Raw genomic sequence first — 24,333 nt, 5'->3', positions numbered from 1 at the left:
TGTAATGAAGTTCTTATTTTTAACCTTATTCTTCATCTTACTCAGTGGTTGTGAGACTGTAGATTCAATGCAGCAAGATCTTACTGAGCTAAGTAATAGTGTATTTTCAAGCTCTGAGGAGCAACCTGCTGCCGAAGATGCATTTTTCAAAGCACAAGAAGCATTTAATGAAGCCGATAAAGTTAAGCAACGCAAAGCCTCTTTAAATGCACAGCAGCGAAGCTTATGGATTGAACTTGAAAAAGATTATAATCAGCTGGTGGCTGACCCAAGTCGCTCAATTGAACAGGCGTCGTTTTTTTCAAATGTTACGCTGGCAGATAACGTTATGTCTAGAAGTGTACAATTTATTGAGTTGATAGAAAAAAGTGACTAATTCTTAAAAGTTGTTGAGGTTTATGATACAACGTTAATATTCTCAACTTTTAGTTACAAATATGACAGAACTTTACCATTGGTTTGATTTAATTGGCATCGCGGTATTTGCAATGTCAGGTACTCTCATTGCCTATGATAAAAAAATGGACGGTTTTGGTGTCTTTGTATTGGCAACGGTTACTGCGATAGGTGGTGGCACAATCCGAGATTTAATTTTGGATGTTCCAGTATTTTGGTTACACGATCAGAGCTATTTTATTGCTATTTTTGTTTCTGTATTTGTTACCACACGTTTGATAAATAAACAAAAGTCAATTCCACTGTATCATTTACAGGTTGCAGATGCGTTTGGTTTAGCCTTCTTTTCTGTTATGGGGGCGCAGAAAGCGCTGCTTGCAGGTATGCCTGCAACAACGGCTATTATTATGGGGGTTATCACAGGTTGCTTTGGTGGCGTTACCCGTGATGTCCTTGCTGGCAATATTCCTATGCTATTAAAAGGTGAGCTATATGCAATTACTTGTATTGCAGGTGGTATCGTTTATACCCAAGGTATTACCTTTAACGTAGCAACAGAAATGGCCATGGTATTAGCTATGTTAACGACTTTATTGTTACGCTTGGCGGCAATGAAATGGCATCTAACACTACATGTTTTCAAATATCCTGACTAGACTGTAAATAATATAACTTTACAGGGACAAAGGATGTCATTAGCTCGGATTTTTTCACGTGCCCAAGTGGGCATTCAAGCACCTGAAGTAATCGTAGAAGTACACTTAGGGAATGGCTTACCGGCATTTCATATTGTTGGCCTGCCTGAAGCGTCAGTAAAAGAAGCCAAAGATCGGGTTCGCAGCGCCCTTGAAAACTCTAAGTTTGGCTTTCCTGATCAACGTATCACCGTTAATTTAGCGCCCGCGGATTTGCCCAAAGAGGGTGGCCGCTTTGACTTAGCCATTGCTATTGGTATTTTAGTGGCGTCAGGACAAATTGTTTGCACTGATATTGAGCGTTATGAATTTTACGGCGAGCTTGCTCTTAATGGCGAAGTACGTGGCGTGAATGCGATACTGCCTTCTGTTTTGGCTGCCAAAGCGCAGGAGCGTTGTTGTTTTTTACCCTTGGTAAATGACAGCTTAGCAAGCTTGGTTCATGGTGTGCAGCGTAAAGCCATTTCTTCTATTCAAGAAGTGTGGAGTGATTTGCTCAATCAGCAGCCTTTACCTCTTAATATTAGTTATCCTGAACAACAGCATAGCGGTGTGGAGTTTTTAATTGATCTTAGTGATGTAAAAGGGCAACCTGGCGCGAAAAGAGTGTTAGAAATTGCCGCTGCTGGTGGTCATAACTTGCTTTTTTTAGGGCCGCCAGGCACGGGGAAGTCAATGCTTGCACAGCGTATGCCGACCATTATGCCGGGCATGTCCGATGATGAGGCACTTGCTACCGCTGCTTTGTATTCAATCATAGGACAAAGTGTTGACTTAACAAATTGGCGTAAGCGGCCGTTTCGTAATCCCCATCACACTTGCTCTGCGGTCGCGTTAGTGGGCGGCTCCTCGAACCCAAAACCGGGTGAAATATCTTTGGCGCACAATGGGGTATTGTTTCTTGATGAATTACCAGAGTTTGAGCGTAAGGTGCTAGATTCACTTCGTGAGCCAATGGAAACCGGCACGGTAACTATATCAAGAGCGGCGCGGCAAATGGAGTTCCCTGCGCAGTTTCAACTTATTGCTGCACTTAACCCCAGCCCTACTGGCTGCCATAATGATAAACGCGCGACACCTGATCAAGTTATGCGTTATTTATCACGGGTATCAGGGCCCTTTATTGATCGCATTGATTTACAAATAGAACTACCAAGGTTAAACAGTACGCAACTGCAAAGTACACAAGCTGAAGAAACAAGCGCTGCAGTGCGTGCCCGAGTAGAAGCAGCCTATAATATTCAATTAACACGTCAGGGGAAAGTGAATGCCCGACTGAATAATAAAGAAATGAGTGTGTATTGTGTACTGGCAGCCGCTGAATTGCAGTTTTTAGCCAAAGCCAGTGAGAAGTTGTCGCTCTCGCCACGCTCTTATCATCGGGTGATTAAAGTGGCGCGGACGATAAGTGATTTAAAAGGGCAAGAAAATATAACACTAGCAGAGCTTAAAGAAGCGCTTAATTACCGTGCCTTTGAGCGGTTAATAAGCCAACTCACACAGTATTAAATCGACAACATATAGCCCTTGCCACGCACGGTAACAATACGTTTTTGGTCTTTTTCATCATTAAGTTTTTTGCGCAGGCGACCAATTAGCACATCAACGGTACGATCATTAGGACTCCAGTCAGGTTGACCAATTTCTTCTGATATTTTTTCACGAGAGGTGGCTTTACCGGCGTTACTGATCAAGCAAATAAGCACCTTATGTTCGGCTTCTGTGAGTCTTGATTCAATGCCGTTAGCGGTGACTAAAGTACGGTTATCGGGGTGCAGTTTAAAGTCTGCGTATTCAATAAACTCTTCGCTTTCATCATTATCATTGTTGCCCTTTAAGCGTTTATAAAGCGCTCGCATGCGTAATTCTAATTCTAATAGATCAACGGGCTTGCAAATATAATCATCAGCGCCTTGGGCAAGCCCCGCGATGCGGTCTGCTTGAGAGTCTCGGCTTGAAAGCATGATCACACCAATATCGGTGAGAGTATTGAGTTCTTTTGCTAGATGTAGGCCATCTCGTTTAGGTAATACAATGTCGATAATTGCTAGCGATATGGCGTTATGACTATTAGCGCGCGATTGTACAATCGCTAGGGCGTCTGCGCCTGTTGCATCGTTCTCAATAGAAAATTCAGTCTGTGTAAAATGATTGACTATGCGTTTAACTAATAGCTCGTCATCTTCAACCAATAAAACATGAACAGTCATAGTATCTTAATTACCTTTAATGATGCCTCTATGTTATCACTCATTTACAAAAGGTGAGAAGAGCGATTTTAGTATTTATGCACTATTTAGGCGATTGTTTGATTAATATCAACAGGTAAACTTAGCTCGTTTACCTGTTGTTGAGTGGAGAATTATTTTTCAGGGTATAAGTACTGCCACCACTGTGGCTGTTGTTTTAAGTGCCTATCAAAATATGCCAGCATTGTATCCCACCAATTAAAGCGCTGATCACGAGCAAAAATTTGATGGTCAGCTCCTTTATATTCAATTAGCTCAACATCCTTGCCAAGTAGTTTCAGCGCAGTATACATATTATGACTTTCTCCCACGGGCACATTAGTGTCAGCATCGCCATGCAACAGTAATAGTGGTGTTGTTACTTTATCTGCATGGAAAACAGGACTGTGTTGGCTGTATAGCGTGCTGTTATTCCAAGGGTAGCTGTTTTTAGACGCTTCGCCTGAATATAAATAACCCCACCAACCTTGCCCCCAATATGAGGTGATATTAGAAATACCTGCGTGTGCGATAGAGGCACTAAACATATCGGTTTTAGTCGCTAGTAACATGGTCATAAAACCACCGTAAGATGCGCCTAAATTACCTAGGCGTTGCTTATCAATGAATGGATACTGTTTTAGCAGTGCTTGCGTGCCTTGCATAATATCGTCAGCAGTATATTGCCCCCATGCATTAACGTGTTTAGCAGAAAACTGCTGACCAAACCCTGTTGCGCCCGTGGGTTGTACAACATAAACCACATAGCCGTGTTCGGCCCATAAATTAAATGGATAGCGGCCAGTAAAGCCGCGAGTCACAGGTGAAGTGCCGCCATAATAGTATACTAATGCTGGGTATTGTTTGTTCTTATCAAGGTTGCTTGGTAAGTAAACACGGCCTTTAATTTCAATACCGGCTGTATTGGTAAAATTAAATTCCTCTAAGTCAGCTATATCGGTATTTGCATATGCTTGTGGTTGCGAATCCCAGACAGTGGTCGCTTTGTTTTTGCTAATACTCAGCTGTTTTAATTGTTGTGGTGATGATGCATTCGAGCCACTGACTAATACCTGAGGGCTACGATTACTTGAATAACTAAATTGCTCAACCACATCAAATCCAGTGTTTAGCTTGCTAAAGCGCTGCTTGCTTTTATCGTATAGATACAAAGCGATGCTATCTTGTTCAGTTACTTTCATGATGGCATCACCATTTGCAAGCACTTCAAGTTGGCCAATGGCGGGATCAAACTCACGGCTTAACGGCGTTGCTTTTTGACCATTATTAGTTAACAAATACAGCTGGCCATCGTAGTTGTTAGCAAGCATGTTGTCGGGTAAGTTTCTGCCTAAACCCTCTTTAAAGTCAGGTCCTGCCGTGACATAAATGTCATCGCCAGTGTATTTTGCTTGGTTAAAGGTCGCAAACTGACCAAGCTCTGTGGTACTAGCGTTGGCGATATTCAGCTCAATGAGCTCCGTTGTTGGGTGTGTAGCAGCTTGCATTGCTTCAGTACCGCGACTGAGTAACACAGTACCGCGTTGACTATTAAAGTCTTCAATGCTGTGGCTAAGCGGCCCTTGGCTTAGTGCTTTACTCAGGCCGGTGTTGATATCTAATAAATAAGCTTGTGAGGTTGTGCGAGCATATGACCAACGATCTTGTAGACCTTGGTAATGTTTGGTTAGGCTGTTATTTGCTGTCGGAGACTTTGACCAGCTAAAGATTAAGCTGTTGTTATCGTAATAAGCAAAACTGTTTGCGCCATCTAGGTTGTTGGCTATCACTTTAAGGGAGAGTGTTTTACGGTTTAGTTGGGTTAATTTACCATCTAATAAATACACTAAATAATTGTTATCAGGACTCCAAATAATGTTGCTAGGCTGACCTGATTCAAAACGGTAAATCGTTTGTTGGTCGTCATTTTTTAGTTCTGTGACTAGGTTTGCTTGATTACCCGTGCTGTCTTGATAATGGCGCTTGGTAATTAGGTACTGTTTAGCATTGGGTGCTAATGATAATGCGCTGACTGTGGTGGCATCAAACAATTGTTTGGCAGATAAGCCATGTTGCTCTGTAGTGCTAAAGGTTAATGTATCAATGTCAGTGTTTGGGCTGAAATCAACCTCAACATCGTGCCAATTTGCAACTTGCTCAGCAATAATCACTATTTGGTGATCGCCTTGTGGTAAAGCTAACTCATACTTTTCGTTTTTAGCGGTCTGCTTTTCACCATTGATGAACAGCTGGGCTTTTTCGATCCCTTTTAATGTAAGCGTGCCTTGGCTAAAACGCTCTGCATGCGTAGAAAATTTTAGTGCTTGTAAGCCGCCTAGAGTTAACGCATTTACTTTATCTAAGTTTTGCCATTTTAATTTTTCGCCAAATACCGTGATGCTTGTTGTTGGTTGTTGAATGCTAGGTAAAAGGCTGTTAATAATCGCATCTTGATGCTCAGTTTGGTATGGCTTTAGCTGCATATCAGCGGCAATTGGGCCTATAAACTTAATATCGGTTTTATTTATGGGTGCAGCAAATACCGCAGTGCTTAAAGTTAATATTGCCAGTGCGGTGGTTAGGCGAGGGGCTTTACCGCGCCATGTTGAGTTATAATTCATGGTTGAGCCTAATGTAGGGAATTTTAGAGAATATAGCATGGCTCAGTTATGCCAAAAAGTGCTCTGCGATAGATGCCGTGGTTTTTGTTTTTAGCTAAGGTTTGAGGTTATCGATGACAGTTGGTAAGGTGTAAACCGTCGACAATAAAATGGCTAAGAGGTCACAGTGACATTACTAATCGTTTACATGGTCGTAGCGATCACTATTTCTTTTTTATGCTCTATTATGGAAGCTGTGCTGTTGAGTATTACGCCAAGTTATGTGGCGCTACTGCGTAAGAATAAGCCTAAACTAGCAAAGCAGTTTGAGCACTTAAAAACGAATATTGATCAGCCATTAGCGGCTATTTTAACTTTAAATACCATTGCCCATACTGCCGGTGCGGCCGGTGTAGGTGCACAAGCTGCGGTGGTATTTTCAGATGCAGCTGTGGGAATTGCCTCAGCCATCATGACCTTGCTGGTACTGGTATTATCGGAAATTATCCCTAAAACGCTAGGGGCAAAGCATTGGCGGGCATTGGCGCCTATAGTAACTAAAGCATTACGTTATTTGGTTATAGCGCTTAAACCCTTTGTTTGGTTTGCTGAAAAACTCACGAGTGTTTTGGGTCGCAACCACAGCGAGGCTTATTATATTCGTCAAGAAATTGAAGCTATGGCTGATATGGGATCGCAATCAGGAGCGCTGCATCAGGAAGAGTCTGAAATCATCCGCAGCTTATTGCATTTTCGTCATGCTAAATTAGATTCTTTACTTACCCCGCGCACAGTATTATTCAAAGTACACAAAGACCTAACGGTTGATCAATATTTAGCAGAGCATGGTTCGGCAGCATTTTCTCGAGTCTTGGTGTACGATAAAAACGGCGATGATATTATTGGCTTTGTGCATAAAAACGATATTATGCTGGCGTTCCACAGGTTGGGTAAAGATTATAAGATCAGTAAATTGATAAAGCCTATTTACACTGTGCCAGAAACCTTATATGTACCTACGCTATTGCATACTTTGTTAGCTGAACGCACGCACATATGTTTAGTGATAGATGAATATGGCGATGTACAGGGGATTGTTACGCTTGAGGATATGATTGAAGCATTAATGGGCTTTGAAATTGTTGATGAGCATGATCAATCAGCTAATATGCAAGCCGTTGCAAAACAACGTTGGCGACAACGCTTAGCAAATAGTAATACATTGTTTAGTGCCGAAAAAAACGCGTCTAAAAATCAGCGCTAACGTCGGCTATTACTATTTAATGAAACCATGTGTAGCCATGACTGCGCCCAGCGAATAAATTCAGTTTTTCCCTTTGGACGACTGATCAAAAACCCCTGCATGACGATATGCTCTTTAAAGCGATCTAAGTATTCTAATTCTTCAACACGCTCAATGCCTTCGGCTACAATCTTTAAGTCATCTTGAATGGCAATATTTACTAAACTACCAACTATCACTTGCGAAAATAGATCGCTTTCAATATTACTTATCAAAGTGCGGTCTATTTTCACTTCAGTAAATGGTAACGTTTTTAGCTGCTGTATATTGGTAAAGCCGGTGCCAAAATCATCTAGCGAAATACCAAAACCGCGCATTCGTAAGCGGTTTAATGTTTCTAATTGTGCAGAACTGGATAACGCATGTTGTTCGGTGATCTCTAGAATAATTTCGCTTGGGGTCAGTTGATTGAGTTGTAAAATGAGTGCCAATTTATCAGGGCAGCTTAAATCTTCTAATTGGTATGGCGATAAGTTAAAAGCGAGCTTAAGTTTATAGCCTAAACGAGCCTTTATTTCTGAAAAATCCCCTGTGGCTTTTTCAAATAGTTGAAAGGTGATCAGGTTAATCAAATCTAAATCTTCAGCAACACAAATAAATCGCTCGGGTAAAACAAGTGCACCCTGTTCGGCTGTCACAATTCGAGCTAATACTTCAACGCTATCAACCTTATTATTAGCACGGTTTACTTTTGGTTGATAAAACGGGGTGATTTCATTATGGCTGATTGCATGTAATAGTTGCGCTTCAGAAATCGGTTCGTTGGTTTTTTCAGTGTGACAGGTTAAGTATTCTAATTTCTTCAGCAAAGTATAAACTTGGTTAAGCTGTACTGGTTTGGCAATATTGCCAATTAAGTGCACGTTGTTTTTACGTGCTAAGTCAGCGGCTAAATCAATTATCTTCGAATTCATTTCTGAAATAATAACAACGGCGCCAGGAAATTGGATCTCTCCAAGATGGCGAATAAGTTCCATACCATCCATATCTGGCATATTAAGATCAGTAAAGATGGCATCAAAAAAGAGTGGTTGTTCATTTACCTTATTGAGCGCATCTTGCGCGTCTAAGCAGGTGGTCACATGAGGTACATCAAGCTCATTTAAAATAGCTTGCATAACGACCAAAATCGCTTTTGAATCATCAACAACGAGAATGCTACGTGCTGTTTTTGTCATTTCTATTCCCTGAAATAAAACATATTGGTAGCTTAAAAGTAGTAGGTAAACCGTAAAATGTCAGCTTTATAACTGAAAATTTATTCCATAATCTCGTTAAAAAAATAGGTATACTAACGGTATAATTTTTAAGGTTTAAAGTAATATCATGCAAATACAGCTGACCCTCGCCGATCAACAATTTAGTTTAGTGCTTGCTGGGCGACAAATAATAAAAATTTTTCAGCAACAACAAGCGATTGGCTTTGATAACCCCAGAGAAAACTATTTTGAATTTAAGCTAGACGATCAAGTGATTGGCCTAGACACCAGCGCTGTTGTTGAACAAAAACTATCGCTTTATATTAATCATCAGTTTGTGCAACAACTCACCTTACCGCCAATTGAAAAAACCAAACCAAAGCAAGGGTTACTCGGATTATTTGCTTTAGGTTTTAAGATTTTTAAAAGTGCCAAAGTAGTTAAAGTGGCGTTGGCTGGTGCCTCTGTGGCCGGTTATGCGTGGTTGTTCACCTTTGAATTCGCCTTGATGCTGATAGCTTGTTTAGTGATCCATGAATACGGTCATGTTAGAGCCATGCAATATTTTGGTATTAAAACCAAAGGCATTTACTTAATTCCATTTGTTGGCGGCCTTGCCGTCAGTGACGATAAAATTACCACCCGTTGGCAAGATGTGGTTATCTCACTTATGGGGCCCGCGTTTGGTTTAATTACCTCTGTACTGGGAGTTGTGCTTTATTACGCCACCGAGATGGAAATCTTCGCAGGCGTTGCGGTGCTCAGCGCATTACTTAACTTATTTAACTTATTGCCTATTTTACCGCTCGACGGTGGCCATGTATTAAAAAGCATCAGCTTTTCAATGCGCTCTTGGATTGGATTAAGCATATGTATCTTAGGTGTATTATTTGGTTTATGGCTTAGCTACACCTTTGGTTTAATGCTATTAGTGTTTTTCTTATTTATTGGCGCATTGGAAATTGCCTTTGAATGGCGCGGCCGTCATTATTCGCATTTGTTACCACTGGACAAATACGGCCAAGGCTTTTCAGCGGTAATGTATGCGCTGGTGGTTGCAGGGCACGTCGCGGTGATGATGCACTTTGCTGACTCTGAAAATGCAATTTTAAGCTTACCGATGAAAATTTTATCGAGTTAGCCTTTGCTGACTTCTATAGATGTCATCTATGTAAGTAACTTTATGAGTTTTATGTTTATTTTTGTTGTGCTAACCCAGTATCAACCATAATCGCCATGATCCCTGCATAAAACGGGAACTGGATAATAATCTCCCTGCACCGCTGGAGACTGCTTGCTGCAAGCTATTAAGTAAATTGTACGGTGTTTGATGCAGCAAAGTCGCAGAAAATAAAAACAATGCAATTACACTATTTAAATTAAGTGAGTCGTCCTTAAAAATAAAAGTGATGTATTTTTTATTATGTGTGTCATGCCAATTATTAATGACGCAAGCAGGTAATTGGCAAATGAGCGCGCTATTTTTGTTGCTCGAGTACTGTTTTTAAACGTGCTTGTACTTCTTCAACCAGCAAGTCTGGCTGGAATTTAGATAAAAACGCATTACAGCCCACCTTTTCGACCATGGCTTGGTTAAAGCTACCGCTGAGGGAAGTGTTAAGCACCACATGTAGGTTCTTTAAGCGATTATCGTTGCGGATCTCATACGTAAGACGGTAACCATCCATTGCGGGCATTTCAGCATCGGTGATCACCATAAGTAATTCTTTTTCTACATCCATACCTTTATCAGCCCACGCTTTTAACATATTCAGGGCTTCAAGGCCATTGCTGGCAGGGATGATCTCAATACCTAGCTGAGTCAGTGTATCACTGACTTGTTTGCGTGCTGTAGGTGAGTCATCGGCGTGGAGAATTTTTCGTCCAACAAACTCACTGACAATACTTTTATCCAATATTTCATCAGATATTTGTACTTCGTATTCAATAATTTCAGCCAGTACTTTTTCTACATCTATAATTTCGACCAATTGTTCTTGGCCTTCACGCTGAATTTTGGTCAGTGCTGTAAGGTAATGGTTTTTACCGACAGAAGTTGGCGGGGGCATAATATCAGACCAAGTCATATTAATGATTTGATCCACTTTACCGATTAGAAAACCTTGTACCGTGCGGTTATATTCAGTGATCACTAAATTACTGTCTTCGATGTGGCGTGCCGCTGGCATACAAATCGCCTGACGTAAATCAATCACCGGAATTGATTCGCCACGAATGTTAGCAACGCCTGATATTTTTGGGTGGGCGTGAGGAATAATATTTAAGTGAGGCAGTTTAACGACCTCTTTTACCTTAAATACGTTAAGGGCAAATAGGTGTCGGCTGTGCAAATAAAATAGCAATAACTCTAAGCGATTTTCGCCAACGAGTTGAGTTCGTTGATCAACAGTAGCTAATACACCTGACATAACACACCCGACTATCTAATTAATGATTTCAGTATAGCTTACACTGTTCTGCATTAAAAAAGCAGCCTAGAAAATAATCTCTAAACATTGTCATCAATATCGCATTGCAGTAACTTAGCGAGTAGATAAGTTGGAACAATTAAGTGGTGGTATGCCTTTTATATTTAAACGATTATTTTTACTGGTCAGAAGCCATATTGATCAGGTCAGCTGGCAGGCCGTTGCAATTGCAACATTGCTACACATGCTTTTGATTTGGTTACTTTTAGGTTTGGCTGGTGAAACCGCATTAAGCCCCGTTAGTACCTTCGTTTACTACTATATAGTAACTACCTCAACGGTAGGCTACGGTGACTTTAGTGCTAGTACCGATTTAGGGCGGTGGATAGTAGCCATACTGCAAATCCCATTTGGTTTAGCTTTATTTGGTGTTCTGTTAGGTAAAACAGGGCAAACAGTTACTTATTTAATTAGGCGCGCTATGACTGGTGATAAAAGTTTTTCGCATTTCAACAATCACATTATTATTTTTGGCTGGCATCAAACTCGTACCAAGAAAATGATTGATTATATTTTGGCTGATCAAAAGCGTACTGATAGGCGTATTTTGTTGGCAGTAACAGAGCAAATGGAGCACCCATTTTTAACTAACGCGCATGTTGATTTTGTGCGTTTATCAAGTTTTACCGACTGTGAACAACTTGAACGTGTGGCTATAAAGCAAGCAGATAAAATTATTATTGATGGTCAAGATGATGATCAAACATTTACCACTGCGCTGCGGATCAGCAAGTTAGTTAAAGATGAGTGCCATATTAGTGCTCACTTTAACGATGAAAGCAAAGTCGAAATGCTGCTCGAACATTGCCGTAATGTAGAATGCTCAAGCGCCAAATCAGCAGAGATATTGGTGCGCTCAATGCAAGATCCTGGTTCAAGTCGGGTGCAAGAGGAGTTGCTTTCAACCCTACATGGCGACACTCAGTTTAGCTTAGTGATCCCCGCTGATTTGGCAGAAATGGAGTTTGGTAAATTATTTCACCACTTTAAACACGACCACGACGCTATTTTACTTGGCGTTGCACATAACCTCAGTGCTCAAAATATGGATTTAAACCCGCCGCTTAATTACCCTGTTAACAGTGGTGATATTTTACATTATATCGCTGTCGATCGCGTATTGAGCAATGAGGTTGATTGGCGGAGATTAGCTAAGTAATGAGTGAAATTGCGTTTTTAATTTTAATTTTGAGTGCTTATATTTTACCTGTAGTGATTGTGCTCAATAGTAAGCGCACTAAAGGCCATGAAAAAAATGGTTGGTTAATCGGTATTATTTTCTTTTCGTGGCTCGCGCTGCTAATGTATTTTGCTATCGTGCCTAAGCATGGCCATAAAAATAAACATACTAAGAAAAAAGTGAAAGGTTAATACCAATCGACTTAAATATTTAACCATTCTAGCGAGCTAAATAAAGCGTTAACTGCGCTATAAATGGTCAGTAACTTAACACGATTGGTATAGATAAATTTAAAGCCGATTACTATAACAAAATCGGCTTTTTATTTTGTACTGCTAGCTTTACTTTAATTGCTTTAGTTTATGTTCTACTAACGGATCATCTGGGGCAAGCTGCTGAGCAACTTCAAGTAGCTGTATCGCATCTTTTGGATGTTGCTCTTGGTGTTTAAGTGCCACATCAATCAAGGGTTGAATATCAATATTTGCTTGATGTTCTTGTACGTGAGCGTGCTTTTCATCAATGAGTATATTGTGTGCTTTACTAAGTAAATCTAGGCGATGTGGAGAGCTCTTATTGGCTCTATTGAGTCGTTTATAATAATCCTCTTTAAAGCGTAGGGTTTTGGTTTGTAATCTAAATTGAGCAATGTCGATCTGTTGATCACGAATAAAATCAACGGCGACTTGTTTGTAAAAACCAAATTTACTCAGGTAAGTTGCATGAGTACCATGACCCATACCAAATACGCGTAAATGAGTCAGCTGCGAATAACGCTTAGCGTGCATGCGGTCAATACGATTGGTGGGATCATAAATGATATGGCCTTTAGCGTTACCTAAATCGAGATCGTGGTAATCTTGCTCCCAGTCGAATTGTTGCGCAATATCGGTACTTGAGCGGTCATCCCAAGGAGCAAGCGCTTTATTTTTTGTACTAACAGGATGAAATAATAGTACCTTATCTAGCTTTAGCAAATTAGCGAAGGCACCTACTGCAAAGCCACCTCGACTTAAACCATAGCCTAACCGCTCGTTAAATGGTGTGATCAAAGGAGCTAGTTGCTCGAGAAAAAACAGTAAATTACGGTGTCTAAACCAATTGCTTATTCCTAAGTGCTGAAATGCAATTACGTTAACCTGTTGTTTTTGCGCTAGCTGAAATCCCCAAGGGCTAAATTCATCATTAAGATCGTGCTCTTGGTAATTAGTACCCGCAGGGGAGAAAGTGAATAATAAAGGCTTATTGATATCAATAAAGTGGTATTTAACAAATACATCGCCAAGTAGGTCGCCCCCAGACATTGGTAATCTGGTTTGTTGTTCATCGTGAGAAAGCGTTAACCACTCATCTAACCAATACAGTAACTTCATTCTTCCTCCAACCACATTAAGGCGCCGATCTTAGCAAATTTGCTTAAATAATAAAAATGCGATTTTTTGGAATGAGTTGGCACTAGTAAGCAAAAGCATGAGTAATGATTCAATAATTTAGTTAGCCATGCTGATAATTTCACTCCAATCGGACTGGCTCACAGGCATAATCGAGAGCCGCCCCCCTTTTTTCAATGCGATCTCAGTAATAGCATTATTTTCCTTAATCGCTTTTAGACTGACTAATTTATTAAGGTGTTGTTTGTATGTTACGTCAACCACAAACCAACGCGGTTTTTCGGCTGTCGCTTTTGCATCATAATAGTCACTTTTTAAATCAAACTGGCTAGGATCGGGATAAGCATCACGTGTCACGGTTGCAATACCAGCTACACCCACTTGTTTGCAGCTGGAGTGATAAATCATCACCAAGTCACCTTCTTTCACTTCGTCACGCATAAAGTTGCGTGCTTGATAGTTACGTACGCCTTCCCAAATAGTGGTTTGATTTGCTGCGTGCTTTAAATCGTCGATTGAAAAAGCGTCAGGTTCTGTCTTAAATAGCCAATATGCCATAGCGGGTTTCCTAGCAAAGATTTACTTCCCTCTAGTGTATAGTATTATTAACTTATCTGGGATTGAAGAGTAATAAAATGAGCCAAGTTTTAGATGATTTACTGTCGTTATTAACATTAGAAGAAATTGAGCAAGGCTTGTATCGAGGCCAAAGCCAAGATTTGGGATTTCGTGCGGTTTTTGGTGGCCAAGTGATGGGACAAGCTCTCTCTGCCGCCAAAGAAACTTTGCCAGAAGGGCGCATTGTACACTCATTACATTCATATTTTTTACGCCCTGGGGATGCCGCAAAACCGATTGTTTATGATGTTGAAACGATTCGTGATGGCAAGAGCTTCAGCACGCGTCGTGTTAAAGCAATTCAGTACGGTAAGCCTATTTTTTATATGACGGCGTCATTCCAAGGACTTGAAGAGGGGTTGTCGCATCAAGCAACCATGCCGGATGTACCTGCTCCGGAAGAATTAAAATCATCGCTTGAGTTTTACCAAGCCAATGCTGAGCATATTCCTGAGGTGATCCGTAATAAGTTTATTCGTGAAGTGCCGATTGAAATGCGCCCGGTTACGTTTCATAACCCGTTTAAACCTGAGGTAATTGAACCAGTTAAACATATTTGGTTTAAAGCCAATGGTGACATGCCGGATGATCAGCGAATTCATAATTACTTATTAGCCTATGCGTCTGATTTTGAGTTTTTACCGACTGCATTACAGCCGCATGGTGTGTCGTTTATGCAACCTAATATGCAAGTGGCGACCATTGATCATGCGATGTGGTTTCACCGCCCGTTTCGTCTAGATGACTGGATCTTATATAGTATTGATAGCCCGAGCGCGAGTTCGGGACGAGGTTTGGTGCGCGGCCAGTTTTTTGACCGCCAAGGCAACTTAATTGCCTCGACGATCCAAGAGGGAGTGATGCGTCAGCGTTAATTACACACTGACGACTGTGCTTGGCTGAGTACAATATCACTAATCGACTGCCAGACTCGTGCTGGCAGTAAAGCTTTTAGATGCATATAGACTTCGCACAGGTCGGTACTGCCTTGTAAGCCATTATCGGTTTCACTAATCAAATGCTGTTCACGCAGATTATTGATAAAACTAACCAATACTTTTTTATCGAAAAACTCTGGGGTTTTGATGCCGTGTAATGTTCCTAAACGCTCAGCTAATACTTGGCTTTCACGCTCAAGTTCAGCACGGTCAATCCCTTTACTTGTTTGAATAAAGCCAATCACAATGGCATAACGCTGTAAGGTTAGGCTGAGTGCGCGGCCAAGTATTTCCAACTTGGCTAAGCAATCATTGCTATTGGTGATTTTTATAGCATCGCCGTCGATTTCAATTAAGTCCTGATCAACAAAGCTGGCTAAAATACGGGTAATGTAGTTTTCGTCTAACTCATGTAAAAACCACTCTTTGGCAAATAACGGGTAAAAACTACTAACCAACTCTTGGCATTGTGTGATGCTTGTTTTATGGCTTTTAAATATATGTAAGGCCAGTAAGCTAGGCACTGCAAAGGCATGCAAAATATTATTACGATAATAGTTAAAGAGGATTTTCTCTTTATCGTTAATAGCGATAATCTCCCCAAACTCGTCACTTATCACATCAAACTTATTTAATTTCAGTGCATGTGTGAGTAGTTGCTCAGCATTTTCATCAGGGGTGGTGATTTTTTCGCTATAACTGGCACTGCGCTGTAGATGCAAATAAAAGTCTAGCTGCGCTAACAGTTTAGGCTTACTCAATGCTTGCTTGTCGTTAACTAATAAAATCATTGCTAATAAATTAACTGAGTTAAGTGCAGCGGCACTGTTAATATTGACCATCACCTTGTCGGCTAAAGTGGCGACTTGCGAGCCCAGCCATTGCGGTTTCTGTACATCGGTTGGGTGAATTGATTCACGCCAATTAGGTTGGTGTTCATTGAGATATTGATTAACTGAGATTGGGTCGCCAAAGTTTAAATAACCACGGCCGTAGTTTTTTAAATTTTTAATGGCTTTAAAAATACCAAAAATTGACTCGCCTTTCTTATCATCGCCCGCTAATTCTTTTAAGTAAGTGTTTATTTCCATCACGTGCTCGTAGCCAATATACACAGGCACAATTGAAATAGGGCGATCAATTCCGCGTAACATGGCTTGTAAGGTCATTGCTAACATGCCGGTTTTTGGAGGTAATAAGCGCCCAGTGCGGCTACGCCCGCCTTCAGTGTAAAACTTGACTGAGTAACCTTTAATAAATAGCTGGCTTAAATACTCTTTAAACACGGCTGAATAAAGCTTATTGCCTGCGAATGAGCGGCGAATAAAAAACGCCCCAGAGCGGCGGAAGATGCCACCGGCAGGGAAAAAGTTTAAGTTTATACCCGCAGCAATATGCGGCGGTACTAAGCCTAAGTGGTAAATCGAGTAGGTGAGCAATAAATAATCCATGTGTGAGCGATGACATGGCATATAAATGATCTCATGACCTTTGTTGGTTAGATCATGTAACTGCTCCGTGTATTTAATATCAATACCGTTATACAGTTTGTTCCACAGCCACGTTAAAACACGATCGGCAACACGAATCGTGGCATCACTGTAATTGGCGGCAATTTCGTCTAATAGTTTTAGTGCATTTTGTCTTGCTTGATCATGGCTAATATTCTTCTCTTTTGCCTCTGTTTGAATGGCTTTTTTGATTGTTGGTGAGGCGAGTAGAGAATTAAACAGTTGCTCACGTGAAGGCATCTTAGGGCCTGTCGCCGCAAGCTTTTGACGACGAAAATGTACCCGCGCAACACGCAGTAGTTTATGAGGAAGCTCATCAACATCCGCTTTTTCATTCACAAGTAATGATAAATCTAATGGCTGGCTAAAACGTACAAAATTGTCACGACCAGAAAATAGTAAAACAAAAAATTTACGAAACCAGCTGGGAGTCAATGAATGTGAAACCAACGTGCCTAATCCCGGCTTCTCTTTACCTGGGTTACGGCCCCATAAAATGGTTACTGGCAGCACTTGTACATTTTGTTCGCCACTGGCGAGTAACTGATCAATGATTTGTTTGCCCTGCTGAAGCGCATCTGTTGGTTTTGCTTTATCGCCAAACAAAGGAGGCGGGTTTTGTAAACCAATAAAGCGATCCAGTTCTTGGCTGCCTAAGCGTTGTGATTGCATGGGGGAAGGTAGGCCAAATTTTTTACATACCTTATCCAGAGCTGCTAAATCTGAGCGGGCATTGAGCTTAACAATATAAAAGGTTGGATAAGCCGGATTAAGGCCATATTGTTCGATTGGGTTTTCGGGCAATACCTTGCTTTTCACAAACAAGCTATTCATCACCTTAGAGACAAAGTTCAAACAATAATTAAAAATACGCATCAACTCACCAAGATTAAGGGTTAGAAGTAAAAGCAAAATTAGCGCGAATAATAACAAGTAAAAACTGGACTGACCATTACCATTCTAGTTCGGACGTGATTAACTATAGTTAATTCCATGAAATGGCGACACACAGAAATGCAGTTTTTGGTAACACCAAGCAGTATTCTTGGGCTCGTTGAAAATAGTTGTTGCATTTATCACCAATATCACTATAATACGCAGGCTTTCAAAATTCCCTTGTGGGTTTGAAAGGAACATTAAGCTTGGATTTCAAGCTAATAAACAGGAGTTCCGATTTGGAACTCAACGTAGATATAATTAAGCAACCGGCATCTTAAGGTTTTAAGATTGTTTCGGTCGTTTTTTTATGCTCTTTTAAATGCTCTTTATATTGAGGTTTAAGAATGTCAAATCAACGCATTCGTATTCGCCTAAAAGCTTTTGACCACCGTTTGATTGACCAATCAACGGCGGAAATCGTGGAAACTGCGAAACGCACTGGCGCACAAGTACGTGGTCCAATTCCACTACCTACACGCTTTGAACGTTTTACTGTACTTACATCACCGCACGTTAATAAAGACGCGCGTGATCAGTATGAGATCCGCACCCATAAACGTCTGATCGACATCGTAGAACCAACTGACAAGACTGTTGACGCTCTTATGCGTTTAGATCTTGCTGCTGGTGTTGATGTTCAAATCAGCCTGGGTTAATCGAAAGATTAGAGAGGTTTTAGGAAAATGGCATTAGGTCTAGTCGGTCGTAAAGTGGGTATGACACGTATCTTCACTGAAGATGGTGTATCTATCCCTGTGACAGTTATTGAAGCGACTCCTAACCGCATTGCTCAGATCAAATCTGACGCAACAGACGGTTATAACGCGCTTCAAGTAACCGCAGGCACTAAAAAAGCAAGTCGTGTAAACAAAGCTTCAGCGGGTCACTTCGCTAAAGCAGGTGTTGAAGCGGGTCGCGGTCTGTGGGAATTCCGCCTAAATGGTGGTGAAGGCGATTTTGAAGTAGGCGCTGAGCTTACTGTTGAATTATTCAACGAAATCAACAAAGTTGACGTAACCGGTACTTCTAAAGGTAAAGGTTTCCAAGGTGGTGTTAAGCGCTGGAATTTCAGCATGCAAGACGCGACTCACGGTAACTCTCTATCTCACCGTGCTCCTGGTTCAATCGGTCAAAACCAATCACCTGGTAAGGTGTTTAAAGGTAAGAAAATGGCCGGTCATATGGGTGCTGAGCGTGTAACGACTCAAAACTTAGAACTAGTACGCGTTGACGCTGAGCGTAACTTGCTTTTAGTTAAAGGTGCAGTACCTGGCGCTATCGGCGGTGACGTTATCGTTAAACCTGCTGTTAAAGCATAAGTCCTGGAGATTTAGTGATGGAATTAGCAATTAAAGACGCTTCTGGCGCTCTTGAAGTTTCTGAAGCTACTTTTGGACGTGAGTTTAACGAAGCATTAGTACATCAAGTAGTTGTTGCATACGCAGCAGGTGCTCGTCAAGGTACTCGTGCTCAGAAGACACGTTCTGAAGTAAGCGGTGGTGGTAAAAAACCATGGGCTCAAAAAGGTACTGGCCGTGCACGTGCTGGTACAATCCGTAGCCCAATTTGGCGTTCAGGTGGCGTTAGCTTCGCAGCTAAACCACAAGACCACAGCCAAAAAGTAAACCGTAAAATGTACCGCGGTGCGATCAAAAGCATCTTATCTGAATTAGTTCGTCAAGAGCGTTTAATCGTTGTTGAAAGCTTTGGTTTAGAAGCACCAAAGACTAAAGAACTAGTTGCTAAGCTTAAAGAACTTGAGCTTAAAGATGTTCTTATCGTGACTGAAGAAGTAGATGAGAATCTATTCTTATCGGCACGTAACCTGTACAAGGTTGACACGCGTGATGTAGCTGGTATCGATCCTGTAAGCTTAATCGCTTTCGATAAGGTACTTATTACAGCTGCTGCTGTTAAGCAACTTGAGGAGACGCTAGCATGATCCGTGAAGAACGTCTTTTAAAAGTGATCCTTGCTCCACATATCTCTGAGAAAAGCACTATTGCTGCTGAAGAAAACAACACAATCGTTTTCAAAGTAACAAATGATGCAACTAAAGCTGAGATCAAATCAGCTGTTGAGAAGCTTTTTGAAGTGGAAGTAACTGGTGTTCGCACACTAAACGTTAAGGGTAAAACAAAACGTACTGGCATGCGTTTCGGTCGTCGTAGCGACTGGAAGAAAGCTTACGTTACTCTTAAAGAAGGTAGCGAGCTAGACTTTGTCGGCGGCGCCGAGTAATAAGGGGAGTTAGAATTATGGCACTTCAAAAGTGTAAACCAACTTCTGCGGGTCGTCGTCACCTAGTTAAAGTGGTTAACCCAGATTTACATAAGGGTAAACCTTACGCTCCACTTTTAGAGAAAAACTCTAAATCAGGTGGTCGTAATAACAATGGTCGTATTACGGTTCGTCATATCGGTGGTGGTCATAAGCAGCATTACCGTGTAATCGATTTTAAACGTACTAAAGATGGCATTCCAGCTGTTGTTGAGCGTTTAGAATATGATCCAAATCGTAGCGCAAACATCGCTCTTGTATTATATGCAGACGGTGAGCGTCGTTACATTATCGCACCAAAAGGCTTAAAAGCTGGCGATGCAATCCAGTCTGGTGTTGATGCACCAATCAAGCCTGGTAATGCATTACCTATGCGTAATATGCCGGTAGGTTCGACTGTTCACAACGTAGAATTAAAACCAGGTAAAGGTGCTCAAATCGCACGTTCTGCTGGTGCATACGTTCAAATCCTTGCACGTGATGGTCAATATGTAACATTACGTCTTCGTTCAGGCGAAGTTCGTAAAGTTGAATCTGATTGTCGTGCTACGCTAGGTGAAGTAGGCAATGCTGAGCATATGCTTCGTTCACTTGGTAAAGCAGGTGCAAACCGCTGGCGTGGTATTCGTCCGACAGTTCGTGGTGTTGCCATGAACCCGGTAGATCACCCACACGGTGGTGGTGAAGGTCGTACATCTGGTGGTCGTCATCCTGTGTCTCCATGGGGTAAACCGACTAAAGGTGCTAAGACGCGTAAGAACAAGCGTACGGATAAATTTATAGTACGTCGTCGTACTAAGTAATATTGAGGAATAGCCATGCCACGCTCTCTCAAGAAGGGTCCTTTTATAGACCTACACTTGCTGAAGAAGGTAGAGAAAGCTTTGGAAAGCGGTGACAAGAAGCCAATTAAAACTTGGAGCCGTCGTTCAATGATCATACCTAACATGATCGGATTGACCATTGCTGTCCATAATGGTCGCCAGCATGTACCAGTTTTCGTTTCTGACGAAATGATCGGTCACAAACTAGGTGAATTTGCACCAACTCGCACTTACCGTGGCCACGCTGCGGATAAGAAAGCGAAGAAACGTTAAGAGGGGAATGATAAATGCAAGCATTAGCTAAACATAAATTCGCCTCTGGTTCGGCGCAAAAAGCACGTCTAGTTGCAGATCAGATCCGCGGGTTACCTGTCGATCGCGCACTAGAAATCCTGGCGTACAGCCCTAAAAAAGCGGCTGTATTAGTTAAGAAAGTACTTGAGTCTGCTATTGCTAACGCAGAGCATAACGAAGGTGCTGACATTGATGAGCTTCGTGTAACTACGATCTTTGTGGACGATGGTCCTACAATGAAACGTATTATGCCACGTGCTAAAGGACGCGCTGACCGCATCCTTAAGCGTACAAGCCACATCACTGTTGTGGTTTCAGATAGCTAGGAGTATAAGTAATGGGACAAAAAGTTCATCCTACTGGTATTCGCCTAGGTATCTCTAAACCTTGGGTTTCTACCTGGTACGCGAATTCAAAAGATTTCTCTGCACAGCTTTTTGGCGATCACAAAGTACGTACATTCCTTACTAAGGAATTAAAAGCGGCTTCTGTGTCTAAAATCGTTATTGAGCGTCCAGCAAAATCAATCCGCGTAACAATCCACACGGCTCGTCCGGGTGTTGTTATCGGTAAAAAAGGCGAAGACGTAGAAAAATTACGTCAAGCGGTAACTAAGATTGCTGGTGTACCTGCTCAGATCAATATTTCTGAAGTACGTAAACCAGAACTTGATGCACAACTAGTAGCAGACGGCATTGCCTCTCAACTAGAGCGTCGTGTTATGTTCCGTCGCGCTATGAAGCGTTCGGTACAAAATGCAATGCGCATCGGTTCTAAAGGGATCAAAGTTGAAGTTAGCGGTCGTCTTGGCGGCGCAGAAATCGCACGTTCAGAATGGTATCGTGAAGGTCGTGTACCTCTACATACTCTTCGTGCTGATATCGACTACGCAACTTCTGAAGCCTTAACCACTTATGGTATCATTGGTGTTAAAGTTTGGATCTTCAAAGGCGAAGTTATTGGTGGTTTACCACTAGTACAAGAGCAAGAGAAGCCAGCTAAACGCGCACCAAAGAAAGCCAAAAAAAGTGCTAAGTAGAGGTAGCGAGTAATGTTACAGCCAAAACGTACAAAATTCCGTAAAATGCACAAAGGCCGCAACCGCGGTTTAGCGCAAAACGGTAACAAAGTAAGCTTCGGTACTTTCGGTTTGAAAGCTACTGGCCGTGGCCGCATGACTGCTCGTCAAATCGAAGCAGCTCGTCGTGCCATGACGCGTCACGTGAAACGTCAAGGTAAAATCTGGATCCGTGTGTTCCCAGACAAGCCAATCACGAACAAACCGCTTGAAGTTCGTATGGGTAAAGGTAAAGGTTCTGTTGAATATTGGGTTGCTGAAATTCAGCCTGGTAAAGTACTTTACGAAATGGAAGGTGTTTCTGAAGAGCTTGCTCGTGAAGCATTCGACCTTGCTGCTCGTAAACTGCCATTCAAAACAACTTTCGTAACTCGGACGGTAATGTGATGAAAGCAAGCGAACTAAAAGACAAAAGCGTAGAAGAGCTTAATGCTGAACTTCTAGGACTTCTTCGTGAGCAGTTTAACCTGCGCATGCAAGCAAGCACTGGTCAGTTAGCTCAAACTCACACGCTAAGAACAGTACGTCGCGATATCGCGCGTGTAAAAACAATTATTAACCAGAAGGCAGGTCAATAATGAGCGATAAAATCCGTACTCTTCAAGGCACTGTAATTAGCGACAAGATGGAAAAATCTTTCACTATCGCTATCGCACGTTACGTGAAGCACCCAATCTATGGGAAATTCATCAAACGTACGACTAAATTACACGTACATGACGAAAATAACACAGCAAAAGCGGGTGACGTAGTTACTATCCGTGAATGCGCACCAATCTCTAAGACTAAGTCTTGGACATTAGTAGACGTTATTTCTAGTCCAAAACAAGCTTAATTTTTAATTAAGTCTGTTTTATAAAAAGCCCCGGCATTAGCTGGGGCTTTTTGTTTTTAGGAGCTGTAAGTTTTAAGCCGTCAGCTGCTCGGAGTGAATTTGAGGGCCGTAGCTTGGGTTGAGTATTGCGAAACCCGAGGAGAAAAGAGCGCCGAGAATTGAAACTCCACTGATTGAACTAAATCTGTATTTAAACACTCATAAAGCAAACTGTTTACAGGGAGTTCACGTGTTTAAAAATAACTATAAGGCATGGGGCATTTCTATTGGCTTACATGTCGTTATTATTTATTTAGTTTCAAGGCAAACGGTAGAGGTTCAACAACCTGAAAAGGTGGAAGTCATGCAAGCCTACGTTATGGTTGATCTTGCAGCAATGCCAGATATTAACAGTAGTACGCAACCAGCCTTTGAAAGTGAGGCAAAGCTTAGTGAGGTCGAGCAATCCACAAAACAACCCACAGAACAACCAGAAGCTAAGCTGACTACACACGACGCTAAGTCGCATGTAGATGAGCCTGCAATTATTAGTAAAACAACCCCCCAGACAAAACCATCAGCAAGCTCTCCGAAGGTTGAGCTCTCAGCAGTTGAAGTTCTGGCAGATAAGCAGAAATTAGGTGGTGATCAGCAAGGCACAGAGCAGCCATTTAAAAAGCTTAATCCATACGCACCGATACCTCTTGTTACAGCGGCAAATGAAGCGCGCAACTCATTTGACTACTCTCAATCAGCAATACCGCAAAGCGCTGATGAAAAACTGCGATTAACAGTACCGAAAGCACACTCAACTAGTTATAAATCAGATGTAGTGTGGCAAAGCACTGATGGCAGTAAACGAATGGAGATGTATCAAGGTATGTGTTATGACATCGATTTCAACGGTGTAATGGGTAAAGCTGGTCTCCCACAAGGTTCGCCAAGGCCATGTAAAGATAACGATGCTATTTTATTCGATAAAATAATGGATAAATGGAACCGCAAAAAACCACTTAAATAGCAGGATCATAATTTACGAAGTTTTTGGCTTGTGGAAAATAGAGGCACATCAGTAGTTAGTTTGTAAATAACTTGACCTTGGTTTTACTCCAACTTTTATGATGTGTTTTTTACTTATTATTTATGATTATGTGCATCATTCAAAACTACTTATTAAGTCTACGCATTAGCGAATATCAGCCATCTATTGCACAGGTGCTGAATATTACAGAATTAGTCTCGCAGTCGATAAAGTCGTGTGATGAATACTTAGAGGCTGCTTTGGTGTATTCGATGCAGCATCCAATGTACTCATTACATAAAAAAGAGTTGAGTTTGCTAGCACAAATATTAATTAGGTTGGGATATAGACTATCAACCCGAACAGCTAACGAATTGCTGATACGCTATTCCCAACACTCAGTGTTAGTTACTTTCGCAAATGATCAGTTCAGCGCCCAAGCTATCATTAAAAAACACGTAATTTATAATTAAAAGCCTTTGCAAATGCAAAGGCTGATATTTTTCACTGCGCTGACCGCTGACCGCTGACCGCT

Annotated in this window: 27 protein-coding genes and 1 pseudogene; 20 read left to right on the top strand and 8 right to left on the bottom strand. The window is 41.5% G+C overall.

What is annotated here, in order from left to right:
- The first annotated feature begins 4 nt into the window (after positions 1-4).
- The 3 genes from CWB85_RS07955 to CWB85_RS07945 all read left to right on the top strand — a co-directional run bounded on the left by CWB85_RS07955 (position 5) and on the right by CWB85_RS07945 (position 2,600).
- The gene (locus tag CWB85_RS07955; RefSeq protein WP_138554582.1) at positions 5-376 is read left to right on the top strand and encodes a hypothetical protein; all 372 of its coding nucleotides are present in this window, start codon (positions 5-7) and stop codon (positions 374-376) included.
- A gap of 61 nt (positions 377-437) precedes the next feature.
- Positions 438-1,052, top strand: a complete 615-nt coding sequence (locus CWB85_RS07950; protein WP_016709034.1) for a trimeric intracellular cation channel family protein — start codon at positions 438-440, stop codon at positions 1,050-1,052.
- A gap of 33 nt (positions 1,053-1,085) precedes the next feature.
- A complete protein-coding gene (locus tag CWB85_RS07945) occupies positions 1,086-2,600 on the top strand; it encodes a YifB family Mg chelatase-like AAA ATPase (RefSeq protein ID WP_138554581.1) in 1,515 nt (504 codons plus the stop codon).
- Here the strand turns inward: CWB85_RS07945 and CWB85_RS07940 are convergent.
- Positions 2,597-3,301: a response regulator transcription factor gene (locus tag CWB85_RS07940; RefSeq protein ID WP_016709036.1), complete on the bottom strand. Its 705-nt coding sequence runs from the start codon at positions 3,299-3,301 to the stop codon at positions 2,597-2,599. The genes CWB85_RS07945 and CWB85_RS07940 overlap by 4 nt on opposite strands.
- Before the next feature lie 152 nt (positions 3,302-3,453).
- Positions 3,454-5,940, bottom strand: a complete 2,487-nt coding sequence (locus CWB85_RS07935) for an alpha/beta hydrolase family protein (RefSeq protein WP_138554580.1) — start codon at positions 5,938-5,940, stop codon at positions 3,454-3,456.
- A gap of 166 nt (positions 5,941-6,106) precedes the next feature.
- Here CWB85_RS07935 and CWB85_RS07930 point away from each other — a divergent pair, with 166 nt between their 5' ends.
- Positions 6,107-7,183 carry a hemolysin family protein gene (locus CWB85_RS07930; RefSeq protein ID WP_016709038.1) on the top strand — a complete coding sequence of 359 codons (1,077 nt, stop codon included), beginning with the start codon at positions 6,107-6,109 and terminating at the stop codon, positions 7,181-7,183.
- On the opposite strand, the gene CWB85_RS07925 is transcribed toward CWB85_RS07930, so the two are convergent.
- Positions 7,180-8,400, bottom strand: coding sequence for an EAL domain-containing response regulator (locus CWB85_RS07925; protein WP_016709039.1), 1,221 nt, complete (start codon positions 8,398-8,400; stop codon positions 7,180-7,182). The genes CWB85_RS07930 and CWB85_RS07925 overlap by 4 nt on opposite strands.
- A gap of 145 nt (positions 8,401-8,545) precedes the next feature.
- Between CWB85_RS07925 and CWB85_RS07920 the strand changes: the two genes are divergently transcribed.
- The gene (locus tag CWB85_RS07920; RefSeq protein ID WP_029216166.1) at positions 8,546-9,562 is read left to right on the top strand and encodes a metalloprotease; all 1,017 of its coding nucleotides are present in this window, start codon (positions 8,546-8,548) and stop codon (positions 9,560-9,562) included.
- A 64-nt stretch (positions 9,563-9,626) separates the two neighbouring features.
- Here the strand turns inward: CWB85_RS07920 and CWB85_RS22630 are convergent.
- A pseudogene (locus tag CWB85_RS22630) lies at positions 9,627-9,808 on the bottom strand (TIGR00366 family protein); the annotation flags it as partial.
- A gap of 91 nt (positions 9,809-9,899) precedes the next feature.
- On the bottom strand, positions 9,900-10,850 hold the full coding sequence (locus tag CWB85_RS07910; protein ID WP_016709041.1) for a chemotaxis protein CheV: 951 nt from the start codon (positions 10,848-10,850) through the stop codon (positions 9,900-9,902).
- Between the two features lie 151 nt (positions 10,851-11,001).
- Here CWB85_RS07910 and CWB85_RS07905 point away from each other — a divergent pair, with 151 nt between their 5' ends.
- Together CWB85_RS07905 and CWB85_RS07900 are read left to right on the top strand one after the other, a co-directional pair.
- Positions 11,002-12,069, top strand: a complete 1,068-nt coding sequence (locus CWB85_RS07905; RefSeq protein ID WP_029216167.1) for a potassium channel family protein — start codon at positions 11,002-11,004, stop codon at positions 12,067-12,069.
- Positions 12,069-12,281, top strand: a complete 213-nt coding sequence (locus tag CWB85_RS07900; RefSeq protein ID WP_016709043.1) for a hypothetical protein — start codon at positions 12,069-12,071, stop codon at positions 12,279-12,281. Before CWB85_RS07905 ends, CWB85_RS07900 begins: the two co-directional genes overlap by 1 nt.
- 150 nt (positions 12,282-12,431) lie before the next feature.
- On the opposite strand, the gene CWB85_RS07895 is transcribed toward CWB85_RS07900, so the two are convergent.
- Together CWB85_RS07895 and CWB85_RS07890 are read right to left on the bottom strand one after the other, a co-directional pair.
- Complete coding sequence (locus tag CWB85_RS07895; RefSeq protein WP_016709044.1) at positions 12,432-13,463, bottom strand: hypothetical protein; 1,032 nt, start codon at positions 13,461-13,463, stop codon at positions 12,432-12,434.
- A gap of 117 nt (positions 13,464-13,580) precedes the next feature.
- Complete coding sequence (locus tag CWB85_RS07890; protein WP_016709045.1) at positions 13,581-14,039, bottom strand: EVE domain-containing protein; 459 nt, start codon at positions 14,037-14,039, stop codon at positions 13,581-13,583.
- A 77-nt stretch (positions 14,040-14,116) separates the two neighbouring features.
- Between CWB85_RS07890 and tesB the strand changes: the two genes are divergently transcribed.
- Complete coding sequence (gene tesB, locus CWB85_RS07885) at positions 14,117-14,974, top strand: acyl-CoA thioesterase II (protein WP_016709046.1); 858 nt, start codon at positions 14,117-14,119, stop codon at positions 14,972-14,974.
- Here tesB and plsB read toward each other — a convergent pair.
- The gene (plsB, locus tag CWB85_RS07880; RefSeq protein WP_016709047.1) at positions 14,971-17,424 is read right to left on the bottom strand and encodes a glycerol-3-phosphate 1-O-acyltransferase PlsB; all 2,454 of its coding nucleotides are present in this window, start codon (positions 17,422-17,424) and stop codon (positions 14,971-14,973) included. The genes tesB and plsB overlap by 4 nt on opposite strands.
- 407 nt (positions 17,425-17,831) lie before the next feature.
- Between plsB and rpsJ the strand changes: the two genes are divergently transcribed.
- The 12 genes from rpsJ (at position 17,832) to CWB85_RS07820 (ending at position 23,798) form a co-directional block, all read left to right on the top strand.
- Positions 17,832-18,143 (top strand): 30S ribosomal protein S10, encoded by a 312-nt coding sequence (gene rpsJ, locus CWB85_RS07875; protein WP_002957900.1) that lies wholly within the window; start codon positions 17,832-17,834, stop codon positions 18,141-18,143.
- Positions 18,144-18,170: 27 nt separating this feature from the next.
- The gene (gene rplC, locus CWB85_RS07870) at positions 18,171-18,806 is read left to right on the top strand and encodes a 50S ribosomal protein L3 (protein WP_016709048.1); all 636 of its coding nucleotides are present in this window, start codon (positions 18,171-18,173) and stop codon (positions 18,804-18,806) included.
- 17 nt (positions 18,807-18,823) lie between these two features.
- Positions 18,824-19,429 (top strand): 50S ribosomal protein L4, encoded by a 606-nt coding sequence (gene rplD, locus CWB85_RS07865; protein WP_016709049.1) that lies wholly within the window; start codon positions 18,824-18,826, stop codon positions 19,427-19,429.
- Positions 19,426-19,728 (top strand): 50S ribosomal protein L23, encoded by a 303-nt coding sequence (gene rplW / locus CWB85_RS07860; RefSeq protein WP_016709050.1) that lies wholly within the window; start codon positions 19,426-19,428, stop codon positions 19,726-19,728. The genes rplD and rplW overlap by 4 nt, the downstream gene beginning before the upstream one ends.
- Before the next feature lie 17 nt (positions 19,729-19,745).
- Positions 19,746-20,570, top strand: coding sequence for a 50S ribosomal protein L2 (gene rplB, locus CWB85_RS07855; RefSeq protein ID WP_016709051.1), 825 nt, complete (start codon positions 19,746-19,748; stop codon positions 20,568-20,570).
- 15 nt (positions 20,571-20,585) lie between these two features.
- Positions 20,586-20,864: a 30S ribosomal protein S19 gene (gene rpsS / locus CWB85_RS07850; protein ID WP_010561269.1), complete on the top strand. Its 279-nt coding sequence runs from the start codon at positions 20,586-20,588 to the stop codon at positions 20,862-20,864.
- 14 nt (positions 20,865-20,878) lie between these two features.
- A complete protein-coding gene (gene rplV / locus CWB85_RS07845) occupies positions 20,879-21,211 on the top strand; it encodes a 50S ribosomal protein L22 (RefSeq protein ID WP_004588690.1) in 333 nt (110 codons plus the stop codon).
- A gap of 11 nt (positions 21,212-21,222) precedes the next feature.
- Positions 21,223-21,924 carry a 30S ribosomal protein S3 gene (gene rpsC / locus CWB85_RS07840; RefSeq protein WP_008108350.1) on the top strand — a complete coding sequence of 234 codons (702 nt, stop codon included), beginning with the start codon at positions 21,223-21,225 and terminating at the stop codon, positions 21,922-21,924.
- A gap of 12 nt (positions 21,925-21,936) precedes the next feature.
- Complete coding sequence (gene rplP, locus CWB85_RS07835) at positions 21,937-22,350, top strand: 50S ribosomal protein L16 (RefSeq protein ID WP_016709052.1); 414 nt, start codon at positions 21,937-21,939, stop codon at positions 22,348-22,350.
- Positions 22,350-22,541 (top strand): 50S ribosomal protein L29, encoded by a 192-nt coding sequence (rpmC, locus tag CWB85_RS07830; RefSeq protein WP_004588692.1) that lies wholly within the window; start codon positions 22,350-22,352, stop codon positions 22,539-22,541. The genes rplP and rpmC overlap by 1 nt, the downstream gene beginning before the upstream one ends.
- Positions 22,541-22,798, top strand: a complete 258-nt coding sequence (gene rpsQ / locus CWB85_RS07825; protein ID WP_016709053.1) for a 30S ribosomal protein S17 — start codon at positions 22,541-22,543, stop codon at positions 22,796-22,798. Before rpmC ends, rpsQ begins: the two co-directional genes overlap by 1 nt.
- A 229-nt stretch (positions 22,799-23,027) precedes the next feature.
- Complete coding sequence (locus CWB85_RS07820; RefSeq protein ID WP_016709054.1) at positions 23,028-23,798, top strand: hypothetical protein; 771 nt, start codon at positions 23,028-23,030, stop codon at positions 23,796-23,798.
- Positions 23,799-24,333: the final 535 nt, after the last annotated feature.

The sequence above is a fragment of the Pseudoalteromonas sp. S1727 genome, from assembly GCF_005886375.1.
Classification (GTDB): Bacteria; Pseudomonadota; Gammaproteobacteria; order Enterobacterales; family Alteromonadaceae; genus Pseudoalteromonas; species Pseudoalteromonas haloplanktis.
The sequence above is the reverse complement of the archived record's forward strand: the minus strand, read 5'-3'. Positions and strand labels throughout refer to the sequence as shown.